The sequence below is a fragment of the Exiguobacterium sp. RIT594 genome (genome assembly GCF_003339585.1).
Classification (GTDB): domain Bacteria; phylum Bacillota; class Bacilli; order Exiguobacteriales; family Exiguobacteriaceae; genus Exiguobacterium_A.
Genome location: NZ_QPKF01000002.1, coordinates 88542 through 106301, shown reverse-complemented (window position 1 = coordinate 106301; position 17760 = coordinate 88542). Strand labels below are relative to the sequence as shown.

Genomic DNA, 17760 nt, shown 5'->3' with positions numbered 1-17760 from the left:
TTACCCTAATCCATTTGGTTTATGCGCCGATTCGATCCTGGATATCCGATTTCAGGACATCCGCTTTAGGACCGTAAATGGCTTGCACGCCATTATTTTTTAGGATTAATCCAAGTGCACCATTGGATTTCCAATCAGATTCCGGTGCGACAAGACTTGGATCTTTAACCGTGACGCGTAAACGCGTCATGCAGGCATCGACTTCTTCGATGTTCGCTTGACCACCAAGTAACCCGATGATTTTTGATGCTTGTGATTGATCGGTTGTTGCAGCCGCTTCGTTCGTAGCTTGAGTGTTATCTGAAACGACGACATCATCCAAGTAGTTTCCGTTACGGCCCGGTGTTGCATAGTTGAACTTTTTAATAACAAAACGGAATGTAAAGAAGTTCAAGAAGAAGAAGAAGATACAGACACCGATAAAGCGGATCAAGTCACCGATCAGTCCCGCTTTTGCAATCAGCGGAATCCGTGTCAGCAATTCAATCGCTCCGAACGCATGGATCCGGAGATGCATGACGTCAGCTAACGCAAAGGCAACACCTGTTAAGACAGCATAGACGACGTAAAGGACAGGTGCGATGAACATGAACATGAACTCGATCGGCTCCGTGACACCTGTTAAGAAAACGGCAAGACCGGCAGATAGGAAGACCGGTTTATAAGCTTTCTTTTTGTCTTCATCAACTGACATGTACATGGCAACAGCAACACCGATTAAAGAAGCCAGAGAAGTAACGACTTGTCCTTCTTTAAAACGTGCCGGGACGACACTGTTGATCAAATCGTTGTATCCTTGTGTGTTACCGGCTTGTTTTAGGTTAACGAGATCGGTAATCCAGGCGAGCCATAACGGATCTTGACCTGCGACCGTCGAACCTTGCGCCGCACCCGTTAAGATTTTATACGTTCCACCGAGTTCCGTATAGTTCATCGGAACCGTCAACATGTGGTGAAGACCAAACGGTAAGAGCAGACGTTCCAGTGTTCCGTAAACAAATGGAGCAAGGATCGGTGCCGTATCGCGTGACGTCGCGATCCAGCGTCCGAAGTCATTCAGCAATCCTTGAACGAACGGCCAAACGAGTGATAAAACGAACGCGGCAACAACGGATCCACCGATGACGACGAATGGTACAAACCGTTTACCGTTAAAGAACGCAAGTGCATCAGGCAACTTGCTGAAGTTATAAAATTTGTTGAAGAGTACGGCTCCAAGGAAACCGGAAATGATTCCGACGAATACGCCCATGTTGAGCGCCGGAGCACCAAGGACAGAAGTGAAATAATCTTTCACGATTAAATCAGAACCAAGTAAAGAGGTGACGGTTGCTTTTGGATCAGCAAGCATCGTCGAATTGACACCAAAGATGGCACCGGTAACACGGTTGACTAAAATAAATGCAAGTAAGGCTGCAAATGCTCCGCCGGCCCGTTCTTTTGCCCACGATCCACCGATCGCAACGGCGAACAGGACATGCAGGTTAGTAATGATGGCCCAACCTAAATCTTCAACAATTCTTGCAACCGTTTGCATAAACACGATGTCTCCACCGTACATGCCGATCAACTTCCCGATCGAGATCATGATTCCGGCAGCTGGCATGACTGCGATGACTACCATTAAAGCTTTTCCTAGCTTTTGCCAGAAATCAAATGAAATCTTGTTTTTCATGTGGTCTCACTCCTCTATGTAGCTGTTATCTGTGTAATTAGTGCAAAAAATGTAAGCGATTAATGCAACCGCTTGCACTTAGAATTGTAAGCGATAACTTTTTAAAAAGCTAGTTCTTTTTTATGATTTTTTTGAAATTATATTTTAGTTAGTAAATAGTATGAAGGGAAGAAGTGTTGAAAAGTGAAATTCGGGAATAAATTAACAGGATTAAAGGTAGAAAGTCATGTGCTTAGAAAAGGAGATTACATCATGAGTGAAACGATAAGTCCTCTCGAAAATTATGGAGAGCGGATTCGTACATTACGTGAACGGCAAGAAATCAATCAGGAGCAATTGGCTGAACTGACAGAGACGACACCCGAAATGATGGAACGGATTGAGCAGAGTATCGCACACCCTTCATTTTCGATGATTGAACGTTTAGCAAAAGCACTTAACGTCCCATACGAACATTTAGTGCGGCATATTTGGCCTGCTCAAATCATCCGTCTTCACGAAGAAGGGGCAAAAATCATTGATTTACCGTCAAGTTAATTGCGTTAAAAATCCTCCACTGCCTAAGGCAATGGAGGATTTTTCGAGTCTTAGCGATTGTCGATCGTTTCAGGATATAAATCATGATTAAAGAGACGGTGTTCGGCCATCTGTTCATATTTCGTACCCGGTTTACCGTAGTTGTAGTATGGATCAATCGAAATCCCGCCGCGTGGCGTGAATTTCCCCCAGACTTCAAGGTAACGAGGTTCCATCAACTTGACGAGATCTTTTCCGATGACGTTGATGCAGTTTTCATGGAAATCCCCGTGATTACGGAAGCTGAACAGATAAAGTTTTAGTGATTTTGATTCGACCAGCTTCTCATCCGGAATATAAGAAATGTAAATGGTCGCAAAATCCGGTTGATTCGTAATCGGACAAAGGCTCGTAAATTCAGGTGCATTGAATTTGACGAAGTAATCATTTTCCGGGTGGCGGTTCGGGAAGGCTTCCAGCACTTCCGGCTGATACTCAAAAATGTAAGGGACAGACTTTTGACCAAGTAAGGACAAATCGTTTAAATCTTCTGGACGCATAATTAATCTCCTTAAACGCCGCGATCGTTTGCGAAAACGAGGGCATGTAGTTGTGGAAGAACCCGCGCATGATTAAATCGTTCATCAGTTGCGACGCGTTCCCATAAAGTTTTTAAGCCGGATAACATCCGCGGTGCAATCGTACCTTCTTCCGCAGGATCAGGATTACCGAGTGACAGATATAAGGTTTTTAAGGCATAGCGTTCTGAGATGGCAGCAGCAAAGTCAAGATCCGCCTCGTCAAAGATGACGATTTTAACGGCGCGTTGCTGTTCAGGCAACCGTTTGAAAAAGACATCAAGCCGGTCATAATCGACCGTCATGCCGCTCGAAGGCGGTTTCGGACTGATCGTGACGTCTTCGATATCGAGCACCCAGTTTTGCCAGTAAGAACCTTGAGTTTCGACCGACATCGTGATGCCACGGCTCTTCAAGGCATCGACGAGCGTACCGATCGATGCATGCAACAACGGATTACCACCGGAAATCGTGACATGACCATATGAACCGAGGGCATCGAGTTGCGTCAGGATTTCTTCTGCTGTCAGTAAATCCGGTTTCTCCGATCCGTCCCAAGTAAAGGCGGAGTCACACCAGGCGCAGGAATAATCACAGCCGCCGGTCCGGACGAACATCGTTTTTTGGCCGATTGAACGTCCTTCTCCTTGAAAGGTCGGACCAAAGATTTCAAGAACCGGAATCTTTGGTATTTTCTTCAATTGACTCATGACTCAAGCATCCATTCGCGGCGGACTTCTGCAAAAGCAGTCGGTGTTTCATACAGTTTGACGAACTCGACACGAAGACCGCGTTCATCCGGCAAGTGTTTGCCGAGTGTTTCAAAAATCCAGGCCGACATGTTTTCAGCCGTCGTATTCATGTAAGGAAGCGACTCATTCAAGTAACGGTGATCGAGTAACGGTTCGAGATGCTCTTTGAAAATTTTCTTCAAATCGCCAAAGTCGAGTGTCATACCGCGGTGATCCAGGAATCCGCTGATACCGAGATCGACGTGATACGTATGGCCGTGCAGGGCGCGGCACTTGCCATCGTAGTCATACAGGTGATGCGCCGCATCAAACGTCAATTTTTTGACGATCATGACACGTGATTTTGTATAAATAAGCGAGTCGCCGGTCGGGCGCTCGACTGTTTCGGGTGCTTCGTAGTTGAATTTCATGTGTGTTGGACCTCCTCGATGTAGGCATCTAAGCCTTTTTTCCGTAATTCGCAAGCCGGGCAATCGCCACAGCCATCTCCAATGATTCCGTTGTAACACGTTAATGTCCGTTCGCGGACAAAATCAAACGCGCCGAGCGAATCAGCTAATGCCCAGGTCTCTTTTTTGTCGAGCCACATGAGCGGAGTATGAATCACGAATGGATAGTCCATCGCGAGGTTAAGCGTCACATTCAGTGACTTGATGAAGGAATCACGGCAATCGGGATAACCGGAAAAGTCTGTTTCGCATACACCGGTAATGATATGGCGGATGCCACGTCCTTTAGCGAGGACGGCGGCGAAGGACAGAAACAGGTGATTTCGGCCGTCTACAAAGGTAGAAGGAAGCCCGTCTTCGTTTGTCGTGATCGATTGTGAGTGGTCAGTCAGAGAATTGCTTGTCAGTTGACTGAGGAGTGAGAGATCGAGCTCGTGATGTTTCACACCGAGTTCAGATGCGATTTCGCGGGCGACATCGAGTTCTGCGGCATGACGTTGCCCATAGTTGAAGGTAACGACTTCAACTTCTGAATAATCGGCGAGTGCCTGAAACAGGCAGGTCGTCGAATCTTGACCGCCACTGAAGACGACAAGAGCACGTTCATTTTTCATTGTGTACACTTCCATTCCTAGTTTTTTTGACGGAGGAGGTTACGAACTCCGGAGACACAGTCTCAACTATTCACACTAGCAGAAGGTGACACAAAAGTCGACTGACAATCGAGGATTTCGAAAGACAAAAAAGCACCCTTGAACGAAAGGACGTCCAAGGGTGCAGGAATCATAACGGGTAGTGGTAATACCGTTCTTTGACAAGCAGATCGCGGATGTTCGAGTCTTCTGAGATGACCTTCATCAAGCCGCCTGTTTGTGAGGCATGTGCCTGCAGGGCTTCGATTTTTTGATCAGTGTAGGCACTGACGTCATGGATAAACGTTCCTTCACCGAGTTCGTCACGTGTATTGTTGGCGAAAGCGACGGCCAAAAATTCAGGGCGCTGACTTTCGTCAATCGCACGAAGCGCCCGGACGACGGCACGTGCTGTTGCTTCGTGATCCGGATGGACGGCATATCCCGGATAAAACGAAATGACCCGTGTCGGTTGCGTTTTCGTAATCAATTGTCCGATTCGTTCAGCAAGCATCGCTTCATCTTCGAATTCGACCGTTTTGTCACGGAGTCCCCACATTTGTAAATCGGAAATCTTCATTTTTTCAGATGCGGCAATCAGTTCGCGTTTGCGGATCGTCGCCAGCTGTTCACGGTTCGTAAAGACAGGACGCCCCATGTTGCGCCCCATTTCACCAAGTGTCAGGCAGGCGTACGTGACGGGTCCGCGGTTTTCTGCGTGTTCAATAATCGTTCCAGCCGAGCTGAACGCTTCATCATCCGGGTGAGGGAAGATGACGAGGAGATGATCTTGTTCGTTGTACGCCATTATTCTACCTCCTCTGCGCCTTGCGCGAATGGAGTCGGACTGAGCTCGAAGGCAATCGCAAGACGTCCTTCAATGTCATGTCCGGCAATCAACAGTTGATCGCCTGCAAATTCATAATCGGTTAAACCTTCACCGTACAACCAACCGTGGGCGAGTTTCAGTCCGATCCGGTACGGACCGTTTCCGGTAATCAGACCCCGTTCGTACGTAATCTCAGCATTGCGGAAAAACATGCCGGCACTGTGGAACGTCGGATCCTGGTGGGTCGCGTACGCCCCGTTCGTCGTTTCGACGTGGACATAAAGCGGTGTATTGGCATGCTTGTCGATATAGTCTTGTACAGCGGTTAAATCAAGTGCTTGCATGATGAATCCCCTTTCCTATACAGAAAGAAGTCCGCGATCAGTGCGCGGACTTCTTGAGCGATTAAGACGTTACTGTTCGGTGAGCAGCATGGTCAGTCGGGCCGACATATTCATTCAGGCGGAATGAATGACGAATCGCAGAAGTGATAAACGATTTCGCTGTCCGGACCGCTTGCTCCACAGAAGCTCCTTTTGCGAGTTCAGCCGTAATTGCAGCAGAGTAGGTGCATCCTGCTCCGTGCGTATACGGTGTCTCAATACGCTCGTCCTCAATTAGGATAAACTCTTTTCCGTCATAAAGCACGTCAACTGCTCGTGGATGGTCAATCTTACTGCCACCTTTGACAAGAACGTATTGTGCCCCTTTTTCATGGATCCGTGCAGCTGCCAGCTTCATTTCGTCGATCGTTGAAGGGGTTTTTCCGAGACCGGACAATTGACCTGCTTCAAAGACATTAGGGGTCACGACCGTTGCGAGCGGTGTCAGGACATCGCGTAAAGCATTCGCGGTATCGGGATTCAGAACTTCATCTTCACCTTTACACACCATGACGGGATCGATGACGACATTTTTGACACCGGATGACTTGATTTTTTCAGCAACGACTTCAATGATTTCGACAGTCGGGAGCATACCCGTCTTCATCGCATCTACACCAATTCCTCCAAGGACCGTATGGATTTGTGTCCGGACGAGTTCGGCATCGATTGGGTAAACCGCATGGTGCCAAGAATGATCGGGATCTTGAGCGACGATGACCGTCAGTGCATTCATCCCGTAGACTTCAAGTTCCTGGAACGTTTTTAAATCAGCTTGAATACCAGCGCCGCCACTCGTGTCAGAGCCGGCAATCGTTAAAGCTTTACGTTTTGTCATGTGGAATTCCTCCTAAATAAAATAAGCATATCTTCTTGCCATCAATCATAGCGAATTCTAGTCGAAGCGACAACTGCAGGGACTTAATTGAGACAGAAAATCCCCACCTAGCCGACTAGATGGGGAACGAAATCATTTAATGAATAGGAAATCTAAGATGTAGTAGATGAGTGCCGCCACGGCCATTGAAATCGGCAATGTGATGACCCATGTAATCAACATCCGTTGTGCTGTTCCCCATTTAACACCTTTTTTCCGGTGTGATGTACCTACACCAAGAATGGCAGAAGAAATAACGTGTGTCGTTGAAACCGGTAGGTGAATCGCTGTCGCACCAAAGATGATGGCAGCAGATGTCAAATCAGCCGCAACCCCGTTGACCGGACGGATTTTCATGATCTGTCCACCAACGGTCTTGATGATCCGCCATCCACCGACGGATGTACCTAGACCCATTGCGATCGCACACGATAGTTTAACCCAAAGTGCGACTTCGTGATCGGTTTGGAAACCGGAAGAGATGAGGGCAAGCGTGATGATACCCATCGCTTTTTGTGCATCGTTCGTTCCGTGCGTATACGATTGAAGTGCCGCTGTTGCAATTTGCATATGACGGAAACGACGATTCGTCTTCGCCAAGTTTCCTTTTTTGAAAACTACTTTAAAGATTCCATAGACGATAAATCCAAGTGTGAAGGCAAGAATCGGTGAAATGATCAGTGCCTGTACGATTTTTAAAATCCCTTTGGCTTCAATTCCGCCAAAGCCGACAGATGCGATGGCAGCACCGGCGATTGAACCGATCAGCGTGTGCGAAGAACTCGACGGAATACCGAAGTACCACGTTAAGAGGTTCCAAGCGATAGCAGAGAGTAAAGCAGCGATGACGACATAACTTCCGTGCTCAAGCGTCGACGGATCGACGATATCGCTGGAAATTGTTTTAGCGACGCCAGTAAACGTGATTGCACCTAAAAAATTCATCGTCGCGGCAAGAATGATGGCGTGACGTGGTTTCAAAGCACGAGTCGACACCGAAGTCGCAATCGAGTTCGCTGTATCGTGGAAACCATTAATGAAGTCGAAGCTAAGTGCGAGAATGACGATTATGGCGGTGATGATAAAAAGACTATCCATCTCGTTAGCTCCTCACTTATGCGTTTTTCATGATGATCGTTTCAATGACGTTTGCTGCATCTTGGCAGTAATCGGCAATTGACTCGAGCGATTCATAAATTTCTTTGTATTGAATGATTTTGATTGGATCTGTTTCGGTTGCGAACAATGCTTTGATTGATTTACGACGCAAGTTATCGCAGATGGTTTCCTGCTCTTTTACTTTGATGACGTGTTCACGCATCGGTTGGAGTTTACGTGCGACTAACAAATCCATTGATAAAGCGAGTTCATTGACGGCAATGTGGATTTCATCCACGAAACGAATCATATGCTCGTCTGCTTGTACGATATTGTAAATTTCGAAGATAGCTGAACATTCTTCAAAACCATCAAGGACATCATCAAGTGAATTAGCAAGTGCTAATAAATCTTCACGGTCGATTGGTGTGATGAACGCGTTGTTTAAATCGATGATCAATTGATGCATCAAATCATCACCAGCTGTTTCAAAATCTTTTACTTTATGGGCGAATTCTTTGACATCGGCAATACCGTTGATTTTAAAGTCGACGAAAAATTGTGACGTTTGTTGCAGGTGTCCTGCAATCTCGGATAATTTAACCGCAAATGGATCTTGTTTTTTACTGAACATTTCTTCTGCCTCCATATTAAGAACAAGAATAGAATAGTGAAGTAACTTCACGAGTTCGATTGTATCAGACGCTATTGTAAAAGAATACAACTATGTCCCGTCTTTACGAAATCTTAATAAATCTTAATACTAAGGGGATTGTTGAATTAATAAAGAATTAAAAATTGCGACAATAAGATGGAATTGATTATTAATCGTGTGGAAACTTGTGTTTTCTCTTGTCGATTGTAAGGGAATAGAAGAAAAGCAGGAGAAGGAAGAGCGGAAGCGAATAAGAAATTAAGTTAGAGCGTCATGTAAATCAGGTATAATCATGTAAAGGAAAGAGGAGGACGTTTTGTATGCTCGTTCAAAGTTTGTGTATTCCGAAACACCAGTGTGTCAAGATTTTAGAAACCGCTACGATTCGAGAAGCGTTGCAGACGCTAGAAGAAACAGGATATCGTTGTGTCCCGGTTCTTGATCAGACCGGTCAATTGTTCAAAGGGAACATTTATAAGATGCATATTTACCGTCACGGGATGAACGGTGGTAGCCTAGATGATAACGTCATGACGTTGATCAAAAACACGACGAAATTCATTTACACAGGCAGTAACTTCTTTGAAGTCTTTTTCTCAATTAAAGAGTTGCCTTACATCGCAGTCTTGAATGATGATGGACAGTTCTTCGGCATCTTACCACACGGAAAGATGCTTGGTATGCTCGAAGAAGCATGGAATCGTGATTCAGGCAGCTATGTCTTAACGGTTGCACTCAGTGAACAAAAAGGTGCCCTTGAAAAGATCGCTAAAATCGTCAATAAGTACTCAACAGTGGCGAGTTTGATGACACTTGATGCGAAAAGCAGTGTCATGCGCCGGGTCTTGATCACTTTACCGACGGACTGTGATGAGAAGACGAAAAAGAAAATCGTCAAGAAACTAAATGAAAAAGGACTCCGTGTCGTTGCTGTGGAAGACTTGGCAGTTCGTGTATAATGACTAGGAAATCTGAAGGGACCAGTAAGTGGTCCTTTTTTTGTTGGGAGGAATAACAATGAAAATTTTAATGGTAGGGGCAGGTTCGATGAGTGAATCCTTAGTCAAAGGATGGATTGATTCTGGCATCTCTCCTCAAACGATCACGATGACCAATCGAACTGACCGGACACGTCTGTTTGCTCTGGCGGAGCAATACGGTGTTCGGACGACGGCCGAGGAACAGGTTGAACAATTTGATGTCGTTGTTTTAGCCATGCAGCCGGACGGAGTTCTCGACTACATTCAACAACAGACTTGGACGGATCAACTGGTAGTGTCCGTCGCCGCGCATATTACACCGGCAGACATCGAGGCACACGTTTCATGTGGTGCTGTCTGTGCGATGCCGAATACACCCGTCGCATTTCGGACAGGGATGACGGGACTTTGGTTTGGTGACCTTATCTCGGATCAGAAAAGACAACAAGCGACGGCATTGTTTGAGCGAGTGGGTCAGACGGTTGAAACGAATGCGACAACGATGCCTTATTTGATGGCTGCAGCAGGATGCAGTCCCGCTTTCTTCTATGAAATCGTCGGCGCGATGACACCTGTACTGACAAAAGCCGGTTTTGATGCTTCTTCTGCTAGGCAAATCATTGCGCAGGCGATGAAAGGATCGGCGGAACTGCTGTTGCATGAAGAACGTCCGACAGCGGAACTGATTGATGATGTAGCGGCTCCGAATGGACCGACGGATCGTGGAGTACGTGTTCTCCGTGAACATCACCTGGCGCAAGCGATGTATGCTGCTTTGATGGAAAGTGCGCGGGAAGATCACTAAAAATAACTTGAAACCGTCTACCGGTGCTCGATTCAAAGCACCGGTAGACGGTTTTTTGTATATGTTTGGCTCAAGTGATATAAAGCGTTTCACGTGAAACATTGATTTAATCTTGCAAAGCGGGACAGAACTTCGTATATTTAAAAAAGAAACCGTCCAGACGGTACAGTAAAACGGAAAGGAGAAAGATGATGGTCAGTACAAAAGCGTTAGAAACGCGACGCCGAATCACGGATGCGACTGTTCAGGTCATGCTGACCCAAGGATTTCCCCAATTGACACTTGAAGAAGTGGCAAAACAGGCGAATGTCTCGAAAGGCGGGCTGTTGTATCATTTTTCTTCGAAAGAAGAATTATTGATGGGTGTAATCGAAGAACAGGAACGACGTCAGTTTCAGCAATATCAAACGTACCGGAAAGAGGGTTTTGGTCCGATGGAGGCATTCGTCATGCTGCAAGCGCGACGGGACGAAGAATTTTGCCTCGACATCGATACGGTATTGTTTTTGCTGTCCCTGTTAAAGGAAAATGCCGCTTTTGTCGAAGAACGAAAAAAGCAGGTCCATCACTTTTTTGATCAGTTGATGGAACAGGCAGATCCTGTAGACGCGATGATGATCCGGTTTACGTTAGACGGCCTAAAGATGTCGGAACATTTTCAGTTCGGTCAACCTGAACCTGACGTTCGACAGGCCTTGATTGAACGTTTATTAAAACAAGCACGTAAGATTGATCAAGCATCAAAATAACAAGATGGAATTGAAAAAGAAGAGAGAGAAGGCGGATTTTTACCATGAAGCGTATCATTCAATTTTCAGTCAATAATAAGTTTGCTCTTTGGTTACTGACGATTATCATTACGGTTGCCGGAATTTATGCCGGAACGACGATGAAACTCGAGACGTTGCCGGACATCACGACACCAACCGTGTCCGTGACGACGATTTATCCGGGAGCCACACCGGAACAAGTACTCGATGAGGTCAGCCGTGAACTTGAAAGTAAGGTCGAGAACCTTGGCGGAGTCGAAACCGTCCGCTCGTCCTCTTTCCAGAATGCCTCAAATCTACAAATCGACTACAGCTTCAGTACAGACATGGACGAAGCGGAACAAAAAGTCAAAGAAGCATTGGCTAATGTAGATTTACCGGAAGGCGCACAGGAACCCCAAGTTTCCCGTATTTCATTTGATGCCTTCCCGATCATCGGCTTTGCTGTATCGGACGAAAACCGCTCCTTATCCGATTTGACGAAACTGGTTGAAAACGAGCTCCAACCGAAACTTGAAGGAATCGAAGGAGCACAGACGGTTCAAATCGCCGGTCAGGAAATCCGCCGAATTGAGATTCGATTCGATCAGAAAAAACTGCAACAGTACGGATTGACGGAAGAGAACGTCAAACAACTGATTCAAGCAAATGATTCCCGCTTGGCTCTCGGATTATATGAATTAGGCGATAAAGAACAGGCCGTTGTCCTCGATGGAAAGGCAACGACAGTCACTGAACTGAAGAATCTCCGTTTGCCGTATACGCCACAAGCAACACCAGGCGCAGGGCAAGGACAGACGCAAACACCTGCATCAGGATCAGGTACAGGACAAGGGCAGGCACAAGCACCTGCATCATCTGCACCGACAGATGCAACTGCAGGACAAACGCCGGTTGCAGCAGCGCCGACGCAGGTTCCGACCGTCAAATTGTCGCAACTGGCGAAGATTGAAGACAAAGGAATCGAAGAATCGATTTCCCGGTCGAACGGGGAACGTTCAATCGGCGTCCAGGTGACGAAATCACAGGATGCCAATACCGTCGAAGTCGTCAATGCGGTCAAAGAGACGATTAAAGACTTTGAGAAAGACAACGACGGCGTCAAAGCATCGGTCACGCTTGATCAAGGGAAGCCGATCGAAGAATCTGTCTCGACGATGATCAGCAAAGCATTGATTGGTGCCTTGTTCGCGGTCGTCATCATTCTCTTGTTCTTACGGAACTTCAAATCAACAATCATTGCTGTCATTTCAATTCCATTATCCCTGCTGATGGCGATTTTGGTCTTGAAACAGTTGGACATCTCACTCAACATTATGACGCTTGGTGCCATGACGGTAGCGATTGGTCGGGTCGTGGATGATTCGATTGTCGTCATTGAAAACATTTACCGTCGATTGACGGATCCGACTGAACTGTTAAAAGGCAAGGCGCTCATCATTGATGCGACACGTGAAGTCTTCATTCCGGTCGCTTCATCGACAATCGTCACGATTGCCGTCTTCCTGCCGCTCGGATTCGTTACAGGATTTGTCGGTGAACTGTTCCTTCCGTTCGCCTTGACGGTCGTCTTTGCACTCTTTGCCTCATTGATTGTAGCTGTAACGGTTGTGCCGATGTTTGCTGATTCACTCTTTAAACGCGGGAAGGCACCAAAACCGGAAAAAGAAGACGGTGGAAAACTCGCCAACTGGTACCGTGGTGTACTGAATTGGTCGTTGAACCATAAGCTTGTCGTCTTTGGTCTCGCTGTACTGTTGCTGATCGGCAGTTTCGCGCTTGTTCCGACCATCGGCGTCAACTTCTTGAATCAAGAGAGTGAAAAAACATTTTACGTAACTTACAATCCAAAACCGGGTCAAACATTAGATGATTCATTGAAGGCTGCCGACTTGGCAGAAGGCTATTTTGAAAAGCAACGTGATGTGGATAATCTTCAATTTACAGTCGGTGGAGAAAATCCATTGAATCCTGGAAATACAAAGCAAGCTGTCTTCATTGCCCAGTATGATCCGGATACAGCTGATTTTGCAGATGTAAAACAACAGGCAATCAAACAATTGAATAAAGAGATTCCGACCGGCGAATGGAAAGAACAGGACTTCAGCGGGGGAGCGGCCTCTTCCGGTGTCTCATACTCGGTTTATGCCAATTCGATCGAGGATCTGCAAAAGATTACACCTGAATTCGTGAAAGCGATTGAAGGCGAATCGAAATACGTACGCAAAGTAACGACTGATCTAAAAGAGTCATATACGCAGTACACGTTCGAAGTCGATCAACAAAAAGCTGCTGAATTCGGTATCTCGACAGCACAATTGGCACAAGGAATTGCCAATGTGCAAGGCGAAGAAAAACCACTTTCTACTATAAAAGTAGATGGTAAGGAACTTGATGTCATCGTTCCGAACGAACAGACGACATATGATTCCATCAACGATTTACAAAAAACAGATGTCACGACGCCGCTTGGTGTCCGGAAACTGTCGGATTTCGTCTCCGTTAAAAAAGGGACGACACCGGATTCACTCAGTGAACGGGACGGCAAATTGGTCGCGACGGTCACTGCAGAATTAAAAACAGACAAAGCAACAGAAGCTTCACAAGCCATCGATAAAACAGTCAAAAAAATTGATCTTCCGACAGGTGTTTCGTATAAAGCAGGTGGTGTGACGGAGCAAATTCAAGAATCGTTCACGCAACTCGGACTTGCGATGGCAGCAGCAGTCGCCATCGTCTATCTTGTCCTTGTCGTCACCTTTGGAGGCGCATTGACACCACTGGTCATCTTGTTCTCGCTTCCGTTTGCGATCATCGGCGGGTTACTTGCCCTGTTGATTACAGGCGAAACGATTTCCGTTTCTTCATTGATCGGTGCATTGATGCTGATCGGAATCGTCGTAACAAACGCGATTGTATTGATCGACCGTGTCATTCATAAGGAAAAAGAAGGACTCGATACGCGGGAAGCCTTGTTGGACGCGGCAGGAACACGGCTTCGTCCGATCTTGATGACAGCTCTCGCTACGATTGGTGCCTTATCACCACTGGCACTGGGTCTTGAAGGCGGCGCCTTGATTTCGAAAGGACTTGGGGTAACGGTCATCGGTGGGTTAACGAGTTCAACACTCTTGACGTTGCTGATCGTTCCGATCGTCTACGAATTCTTTGCACGCTTTCGGAAAAAGAAGTCAATGGATTAAGCGGACTTAAGATTTAATCGTTTGAACAGGTTTCCTGAAACGGCTCTAAACTGCCGTTTCAGAACCTGTTTTTTTGTTTGTTACAGAAGTGTTACGGTAAACTAACCCTGTTAATAAACTGTAACACGATGGAAGAAATCAGCATGATAGGATAAAAACAGTAATTATCTGATAATTTAGTTTTTTACATAAACGTACTTACAAAGGAGACAGACGGATGAAAAGTTCATTTTTAGTGCGTATCGTTGTATTGGCAACATTACTCGTCAGCAGCTTCGCGGCTGTTCCACAACAAACGAAAGCCAGTACATCAAAAAAAGTTGTCGTAGCGGTCGATGTGTTGAATGTTCGGTCCAAAGCGACGACAACGGGACAAAAACTGGGTCAACTGAAACTGGGACAAACAGTAACGGTCCTCGGTAAAACAGCAAACAATTGGTATCAACTCCGGTATGCGGGGAAAAATGCGTATATAGCGGCTACATACACAAAAGCATTTAATGCAAAAGCGACGACAGGATTAACTAAAAATGGAGCAGCCGTCGTATCGGTCGCGGAAGGTTTAAAAGGACGTCCGTACGTATTCGGTGCGACGGGGCCTGTCAGTTTCGACTGTTCCGGCTTCACACGTTATGTTTACAACGCGTTAGGTAAGTCGTTACCGCGGACGGCAGCGGCACAATACGGCGCGACGAAACGAACGGCTCCCGTTGCCGGAGATCTCGTCTTCTTCACGCACGGAAGTGGAATTCAGCATGTCGGGATTGTGGTGGATGGATCGACGATGATCAATGCCAATTCCTATTACGGACAAGTCGTCAAAGAATCATTCCGGAGCGGCTACTGGGGATCGCGTTACGTTGCGGCCGGCTCTCTATAAAACAGCGAACCATTCAAAAACCCGCTCTTGACGCATTTGCGAGACAAGAGCGGGTTTTCATCTATTCTTTGACTTCAACAGCCGTTAATCCACTCAGCAGAGCAGTCGGGATTTCGATTTGGGGATGATCGCGCCAATTGTCGCTGATCGCGATGGAGAAGGCTTGGCGGCCGATCGTCTCATAAGGAACGGCAACCGTCGTCAGATTCAGGACGACAGCCAAATCACTGCCGTCGAATCCGATCACGGCTAAGTCTTCCGGAATCCGGTAACCTTGTTTGCGAAGCTCGAGAATGATACCGGCGGCCACATGGTCACTGGCGGTCAACAAAGCACTTGGACGACAGGATTGATTGGACCACTGCCGGGCGATGTCGGCTCCGTCCTCAATCGTCAACGCCTGTTGATAAATCCATGCCGTATCAGCCGGCGCTACGGTATCCTGATAGGCCTGCTTCCGGGCACGGCTGTTTGTACTGTCAGGGCGACCGAGACAAATCCCGATCTGAGTATGCCCGAAAGACTGAAGTGTCTTTAACCCGCTTTGAAACGCGGTATAATGATTGATATAAACGGAAGAGACATCTTCATGATGCTCACAAAACACAATCGGCCCGTATTGTTCGTATCGTAAAATCTCATCGACCGACAGACTGTGGGACACAATAATCAGTCCATCGACTTCACGTTGGGCGAGGGCTTGAAGAACCGTCTGTTCATGTGACGCAATATAGTTCGTCTGCCACGTCAAGAAACGGTAGCCTTCCTCAAAAGCGCACTGGGCAATCCCGTGCAGGATGGCAGCATGGTAGGGATGGTCGACGTAAGGCAGCATGACGCCGATCGTTTTGGTTTGACCGGTCGACAACTGGACGGCAGTTTGATTACGGATATAACCGAGCTTTGTGATGGCGTCCCGGACGGCCCGCCGTTTATCTTCCGCGACGTACGGATGATCATTGAGGACACGCGAGACTGTCGTCACTGAAACCTCTGCTTCACGTGCTAAGTCACGAATGTTGGTCATCAAAAGTTCCTCCTAGCTGTTGGATAATTGTTGATGGATCTGAATCCAGTCCTGTCTCGTGATCGGGCCTTCAAGCCAAGCCGAACGATCGAGTTGTTCCGAAATTCTTTGAAGCAGCTCGACTTGATGAGCTGGCGGCAAGTCCGGAAACTGATCGACCAACGTATGCTTACACAAATAGTAACCGGTCGATGTGTACAGCTGTTCGATCGCTAATTCGTAAGCAACATTTTTCTGAAAGAGACGAGACAGGAATTTTTGAAATGACATGAGAAGACCTCCCTTGTAGTGTATATCAAGACCGTAATGTATGGAACGCGTTTCACGGCAAGCAAAAACTGAGAGGTCCGTCATAAAAGTGGAAAATCCGGACTGGAATTGACCAATGGAAAAAAGAGGTCTATGATTGGTTCGAATCAAGATAAAGAGGGGCGAACGTAAAATGGAATCGACAGACTCGAAGCTGGCATTAAAAATGCTCGTTGTTCTATCTCGCACAATGCATGCAGTAGCGGAACAAGTGAAAGTAGACATCAAGACCCATCAGCTGAATTTATCGGAATTTGGTGTACTGGAATTGTTGTACCACAAAGGCGATACACCACTTCAACAAATCGGCGATAAAATCTTATTAACGAGTGGCAGTGTCACGTACGTCGTGGATAAATTAGAGAACCGGGGTCTTCTTGCCCGACGATCATGCCCGACGGATCGTCGCGTGACGTTCGGAACACTGACAGAGGCGGGAAGAGAATTAATGGAAGAAACGTTCCCGAAACATGAAGCGTTTTTAACAGACTTATTCAGCGACTTGTCCATTTCAGAAAAAGAGCAATTGATTGATCAGCTAAAACGTATTGGCCACCGGGCCGATCACTATACACATTCGGAAAAAGCCTAATCATCCTGATTAAGCTTTTTTTGTTGCTTTCTTTGAAATCAAACTAATTGACAAAAGAAAATGGTGTTGGTATATTTACTTACAGAAATTACTTTAGATAAAAGGGAGAAATAAAAATGACTAAATTACTTTATGTAACTGTAAACCCGAAATCAACAGAACATTCATTCAGCCTTCAAGCTGGTGAAGCTTTCCTCGAAAGCTACAAAGCAGCTAACCCGAACGCTGAAGTCCAAGTTCTTGATCTATATAAAGAAGATGTCCAAGAAATCGATACAGACGTACTCAGCGCATGGGGCAAATTCGCGACAGGCGAAGAGCTTTCAGAAGTTGAAATCGCTAAAGTCGGTACAATGACGAAACACCTGGAGCAGTACATGGAAGCGGACGAATATGTATTCGTAACGCCAATGTGGAACTTCTCTTTCCCAGCCCGTCTTAAAATGTACATCGACAGCGTTCTTCTTGCGGGTAAAACGTTTGCTTACACTGCAGAAGGTCCTAAAGGATTGATGGAAGGCAAAAAAGCACTCCACATTCAGGCAACAGGCGGCGTATACGCTGGTTCTGGCCTCAACTTCGGAGATGACTACCTCCGTCAAGCACTCGCTTTCACTGGTGTAACAGACTACAACTCATTGTTCATCGAAGGTATGGCAATGAACCCAGAAAAAGCAGAAGAAATCAAAGAAGCCGCAATCGCAGAAGCAAAAGAACTTGGTCGTTCATTCTCAACGGTCAACGCATAAG

General features: G+C 46.5%; 20 protein-coding genes. 8 read left to right on the top strand and 12 right to left on the bottom strand.

Translation table 11 applies throughout. From position 1 onward, the window contains the following. Window positions 1-19 precede the first annotated feature (19 nt). Entirely contained in the window at window positions 20-1675 is a 1656-nt protein-coding gene (locus tag DVG79_RS10435) for a PTS transporter subunit IIBC (protein WP_114596673.1), read from the bottom strand. A gap of 252 nt (window positions 1676-1927) precedes the next feature. Between DVG79_RS10435 and DVG79_RS10430 the strand changes: the two genes are divergently transcribed. Beyond that, window positions 1928-2212, top strand: a complete 285-nt coding sequence (locus tag DVG79_RS10430; RefSeq protein WP_026827148.1) for a helix-turn-helix domain-containing protein — start codon at window positions 1928-1930, stop codon at window positions 2210-2212. A gap of 50 nt (window positions 2213-2262) precedes the next feature. Here DVG79_RS10430 and queF read toward each other — a convergent pair whose 3' ends face one another. From queF to DVG79_RS10385, 9 genes are all read right to left on the bottom strand, one after another. Beyond that, window positions 2263-2751 (bottom strand): preQ(1) synthase, encoded by a 489-nt coding sequence (gene queF, locus DVG79_RS10425; protein WP_012371770.1) that lies wholly within the window; start codon window positions 2749-2751, stop codon window positions 2263-2265. A gap of 11 nt (window positions 2752-2762) precedes the next feature. Next, a complete protein-coding gene (gene queE, locus DVG79_RS10420; RefSeq protein WP_114596672.1) occupies window positions 2763-3479 on the bottom strand; it encodes a 7-carboxy-7-deazaguanine synthase QueE in 717 nt (238 codons plus the stop codon). Next, window positions 3476-3931, bottom strand: a complete 456-nt coding sequence (queD, locus tag DVG79_RS10415; protein WP_012371768.1) for a 6-carboxytetrahydropterin synthase QueD — start codon at window positions 3929-3931, stop codon at window positions 3476-3478. Before queD ends, queE begins: the two co-directional genes overlap by 4 nt. Then, window positions 3928-4584: a 7-cyano-7-deazaguanine synthase QueC gene (gene queC, locus DVG79_RS10410; protein WP_114596671.1), complete on the bottom strand. Its 657-nt coding sequence runs from the start codon at window positions 4582-4584 to the stop codon at window positions 3928-3930. Before queC ends, queD begins: the two co-directional genes overlap by 4 nt. A 169-nt stretch (window positions 4585-4753) precedes the next feature. After that, window positions 4754-5410, bottom strand: coding sequence for a bacillithiol biosynthesis deacetylase BshB2 (bshB2, locus tag DVG79_RS10405; RefSeq protein WP_114596670.1), 657 nt, complete (start codon window positions 5408-5410; stop codon window positions 4754-4756). Continuing rightward, window positions 5410-5775 (bottom strand): YojF family protein, encoded by a 366-nt coding sequence (locus DVG79_RS10400; RefSeq protein WP_026831717.1) that lies wholly within the window; start codon window positions 5773-5775, stop codon window positions 5410-5412. The genes bshB2 and DVG79_RS10400 overlap by 1 nt, the downstream gene beginning before the upstream one ends. A 61-nt stretch (window positions 5776-5836) precedes the next feature. Then, complete coding sequence (locus tag DVG79_RS10395) at window positions 5837-6652, bottom strand: bifunctional hydroxymethylpyrimidine kinase/phosphomethylpyrimidine kinase (protein WP_026827153.1); 816 nt, start codon at window positions 6650-6652, stop codon at window positions 5837-5839. A 132-nt stretch (window positions 6653-6784) separates the two neighbouring features. After that, a complete protein-coding gene (locus tag DVG79_RS10390) occupies window positions 6785-7789 on the bottom strand; it encodes an inorganic phosphate transporter (protein WP_114596669.1) in 1005 nt (334 codons plus the stop codon). Window positions 7790-7805: 16 nt separating this feature from the next. After that, a complete protein-coding gene (locus DVG79_RS10385) occupies window positions 7806-8423 on the bottom strand; it encodes a DUF47 domain-containing protein (protein ID WP_114596668.1) in 618 nt (205 codons plus the stop codon). A gap of 341 nt (window positions 8424-8764) precedes the next feature. On the opposite strand from DVG79_RS10385, the gene cbpA reads away from it, so the two are divergent. The 5 genes from cbpA to DVG79_RS10360 all read left to right on the top strand — a co-directional run bounded on the left by cbpA (window position 8765) and on the right by DVG79_RS10360 (window position 15082). Then, window positions 8765-9403: a cyclic di-AMP binding protein CbpA gene (gene cbpA, locus DVG79_RS10380; RefSeq protein WP_114596667.1), complete on the top strand. Its 639-nt coding sequence runs from the start codon at window positions 8765-8767 to the stop codon at window positions 9401-9403. A 58-nt stretch (window positions 9404-9461) separates the two neighbouring features. Then, the gene (locus tag DVG79_RS10375; RefSeq protein ID WP_114596666.1) at window positions 9462-10229 is read left to right on the top strand and encodes a pyrroline-5-carboxylate reductase family protein; all 768 of its coding nucleotides are present in this window, start codon (window positions 9462-9464) and stop codon (window positions 10227-10229) included. 191 nt (window positions 10230-10420) lie between these two features. Next, complete coding sequence (locus DVG79_RS10370) at window positions 10421-10978, top strand: TetR/AcrR family transcriptional regulator (protein ID WP_114596665.1); 558 nt, start codon at window positions 10421-10423, stop codon at window positions 10976-10978. Window positions 10979-11022: 44 nt separating this feature from the next. Continuing rightward, complete coding sequence (locus DVG79_RS10365; RefSeq protein WP_114596664.1) at window positions 11023-14202, top strand: efflux RND transporter permease subunit; 3180 nt, start codon at window positions 11023-11025, stop codon at window positions 14200-14202. A gap of 217 nt (window positions 14203-14419) precedes the next feature. After that, the gene (locus tag DVG79_RS10360) at window positions 14420-15082 is read left to right on the top strand and encodes a C40 family peptidase (RefSeq protein ID WP_114596663.1); all 663 of its coding nucleotides are present in this window, start codon (window positions 14420-14422) and stop codon (window positions 15080-15082) included. A 61-nt stretch (window positions 15083-15143) separates the two neighbouring features. Here DVG79_RS10360 and DVG79_RS10355 read toward each other — a convergent pair whose 3' ends face one another. Next, window positions 15144-16109 carry a LacI family DNA-binding transcriptional regulator gene (locus DVG79_RS10355; RefSeq protein WP_114596662.1) on the bottom strand — a complete coding sequence of 322 codons (966 nt, stop codon included), beginning with the start codon at window positions 16107-16109 and terminating at the stop codon, window positions 15144-15146. A gap of 12 nt (window positions 16110-16121) precedes the next feature. Continuing rightward, window positions 16122-16379: a hypothetical protein gene (locus DVG79_RS10350; protein WP_114596661.1), complete on the bottom strand. Its 258-nt coding sequence runs from the start codon at window positions 16377-16379 to the stop codon at window positions 16122-16124. A gap of 172 nt (window positions 16380-16551) precedes the next feature. Here DVG79_RS10350 and DVG79_RS10345 point away from each other — a divergent pair, with 172 nt between their 5' ends. Then, window positions 16552-17010 (top strand): MarR family winged helix-turn-helix transcriptional regulator, encoded by a 459-nt coding sequence (locus DVG79_RS10345; RefSeq protein ID WP_114596660.1) that lies wholly within the window; start codon window positions 16552-16554, stop codon window positions 17008-17010. A gap of 116 nt (window positions 17011-17126) precedes the next feature. Next, a complete protein-coding gene (locus DVG79_RS10340) occupies window positions 17127-17759 on the top strand; it encodes an NAD(P)H-dependent oxidoreductase (RefSeq protein ID WP_114596659.1) in 633 nt (210 codons plus the stop codon). The last annotated feature ends 1 nt before the right edge of the window (window position 17760 follow it).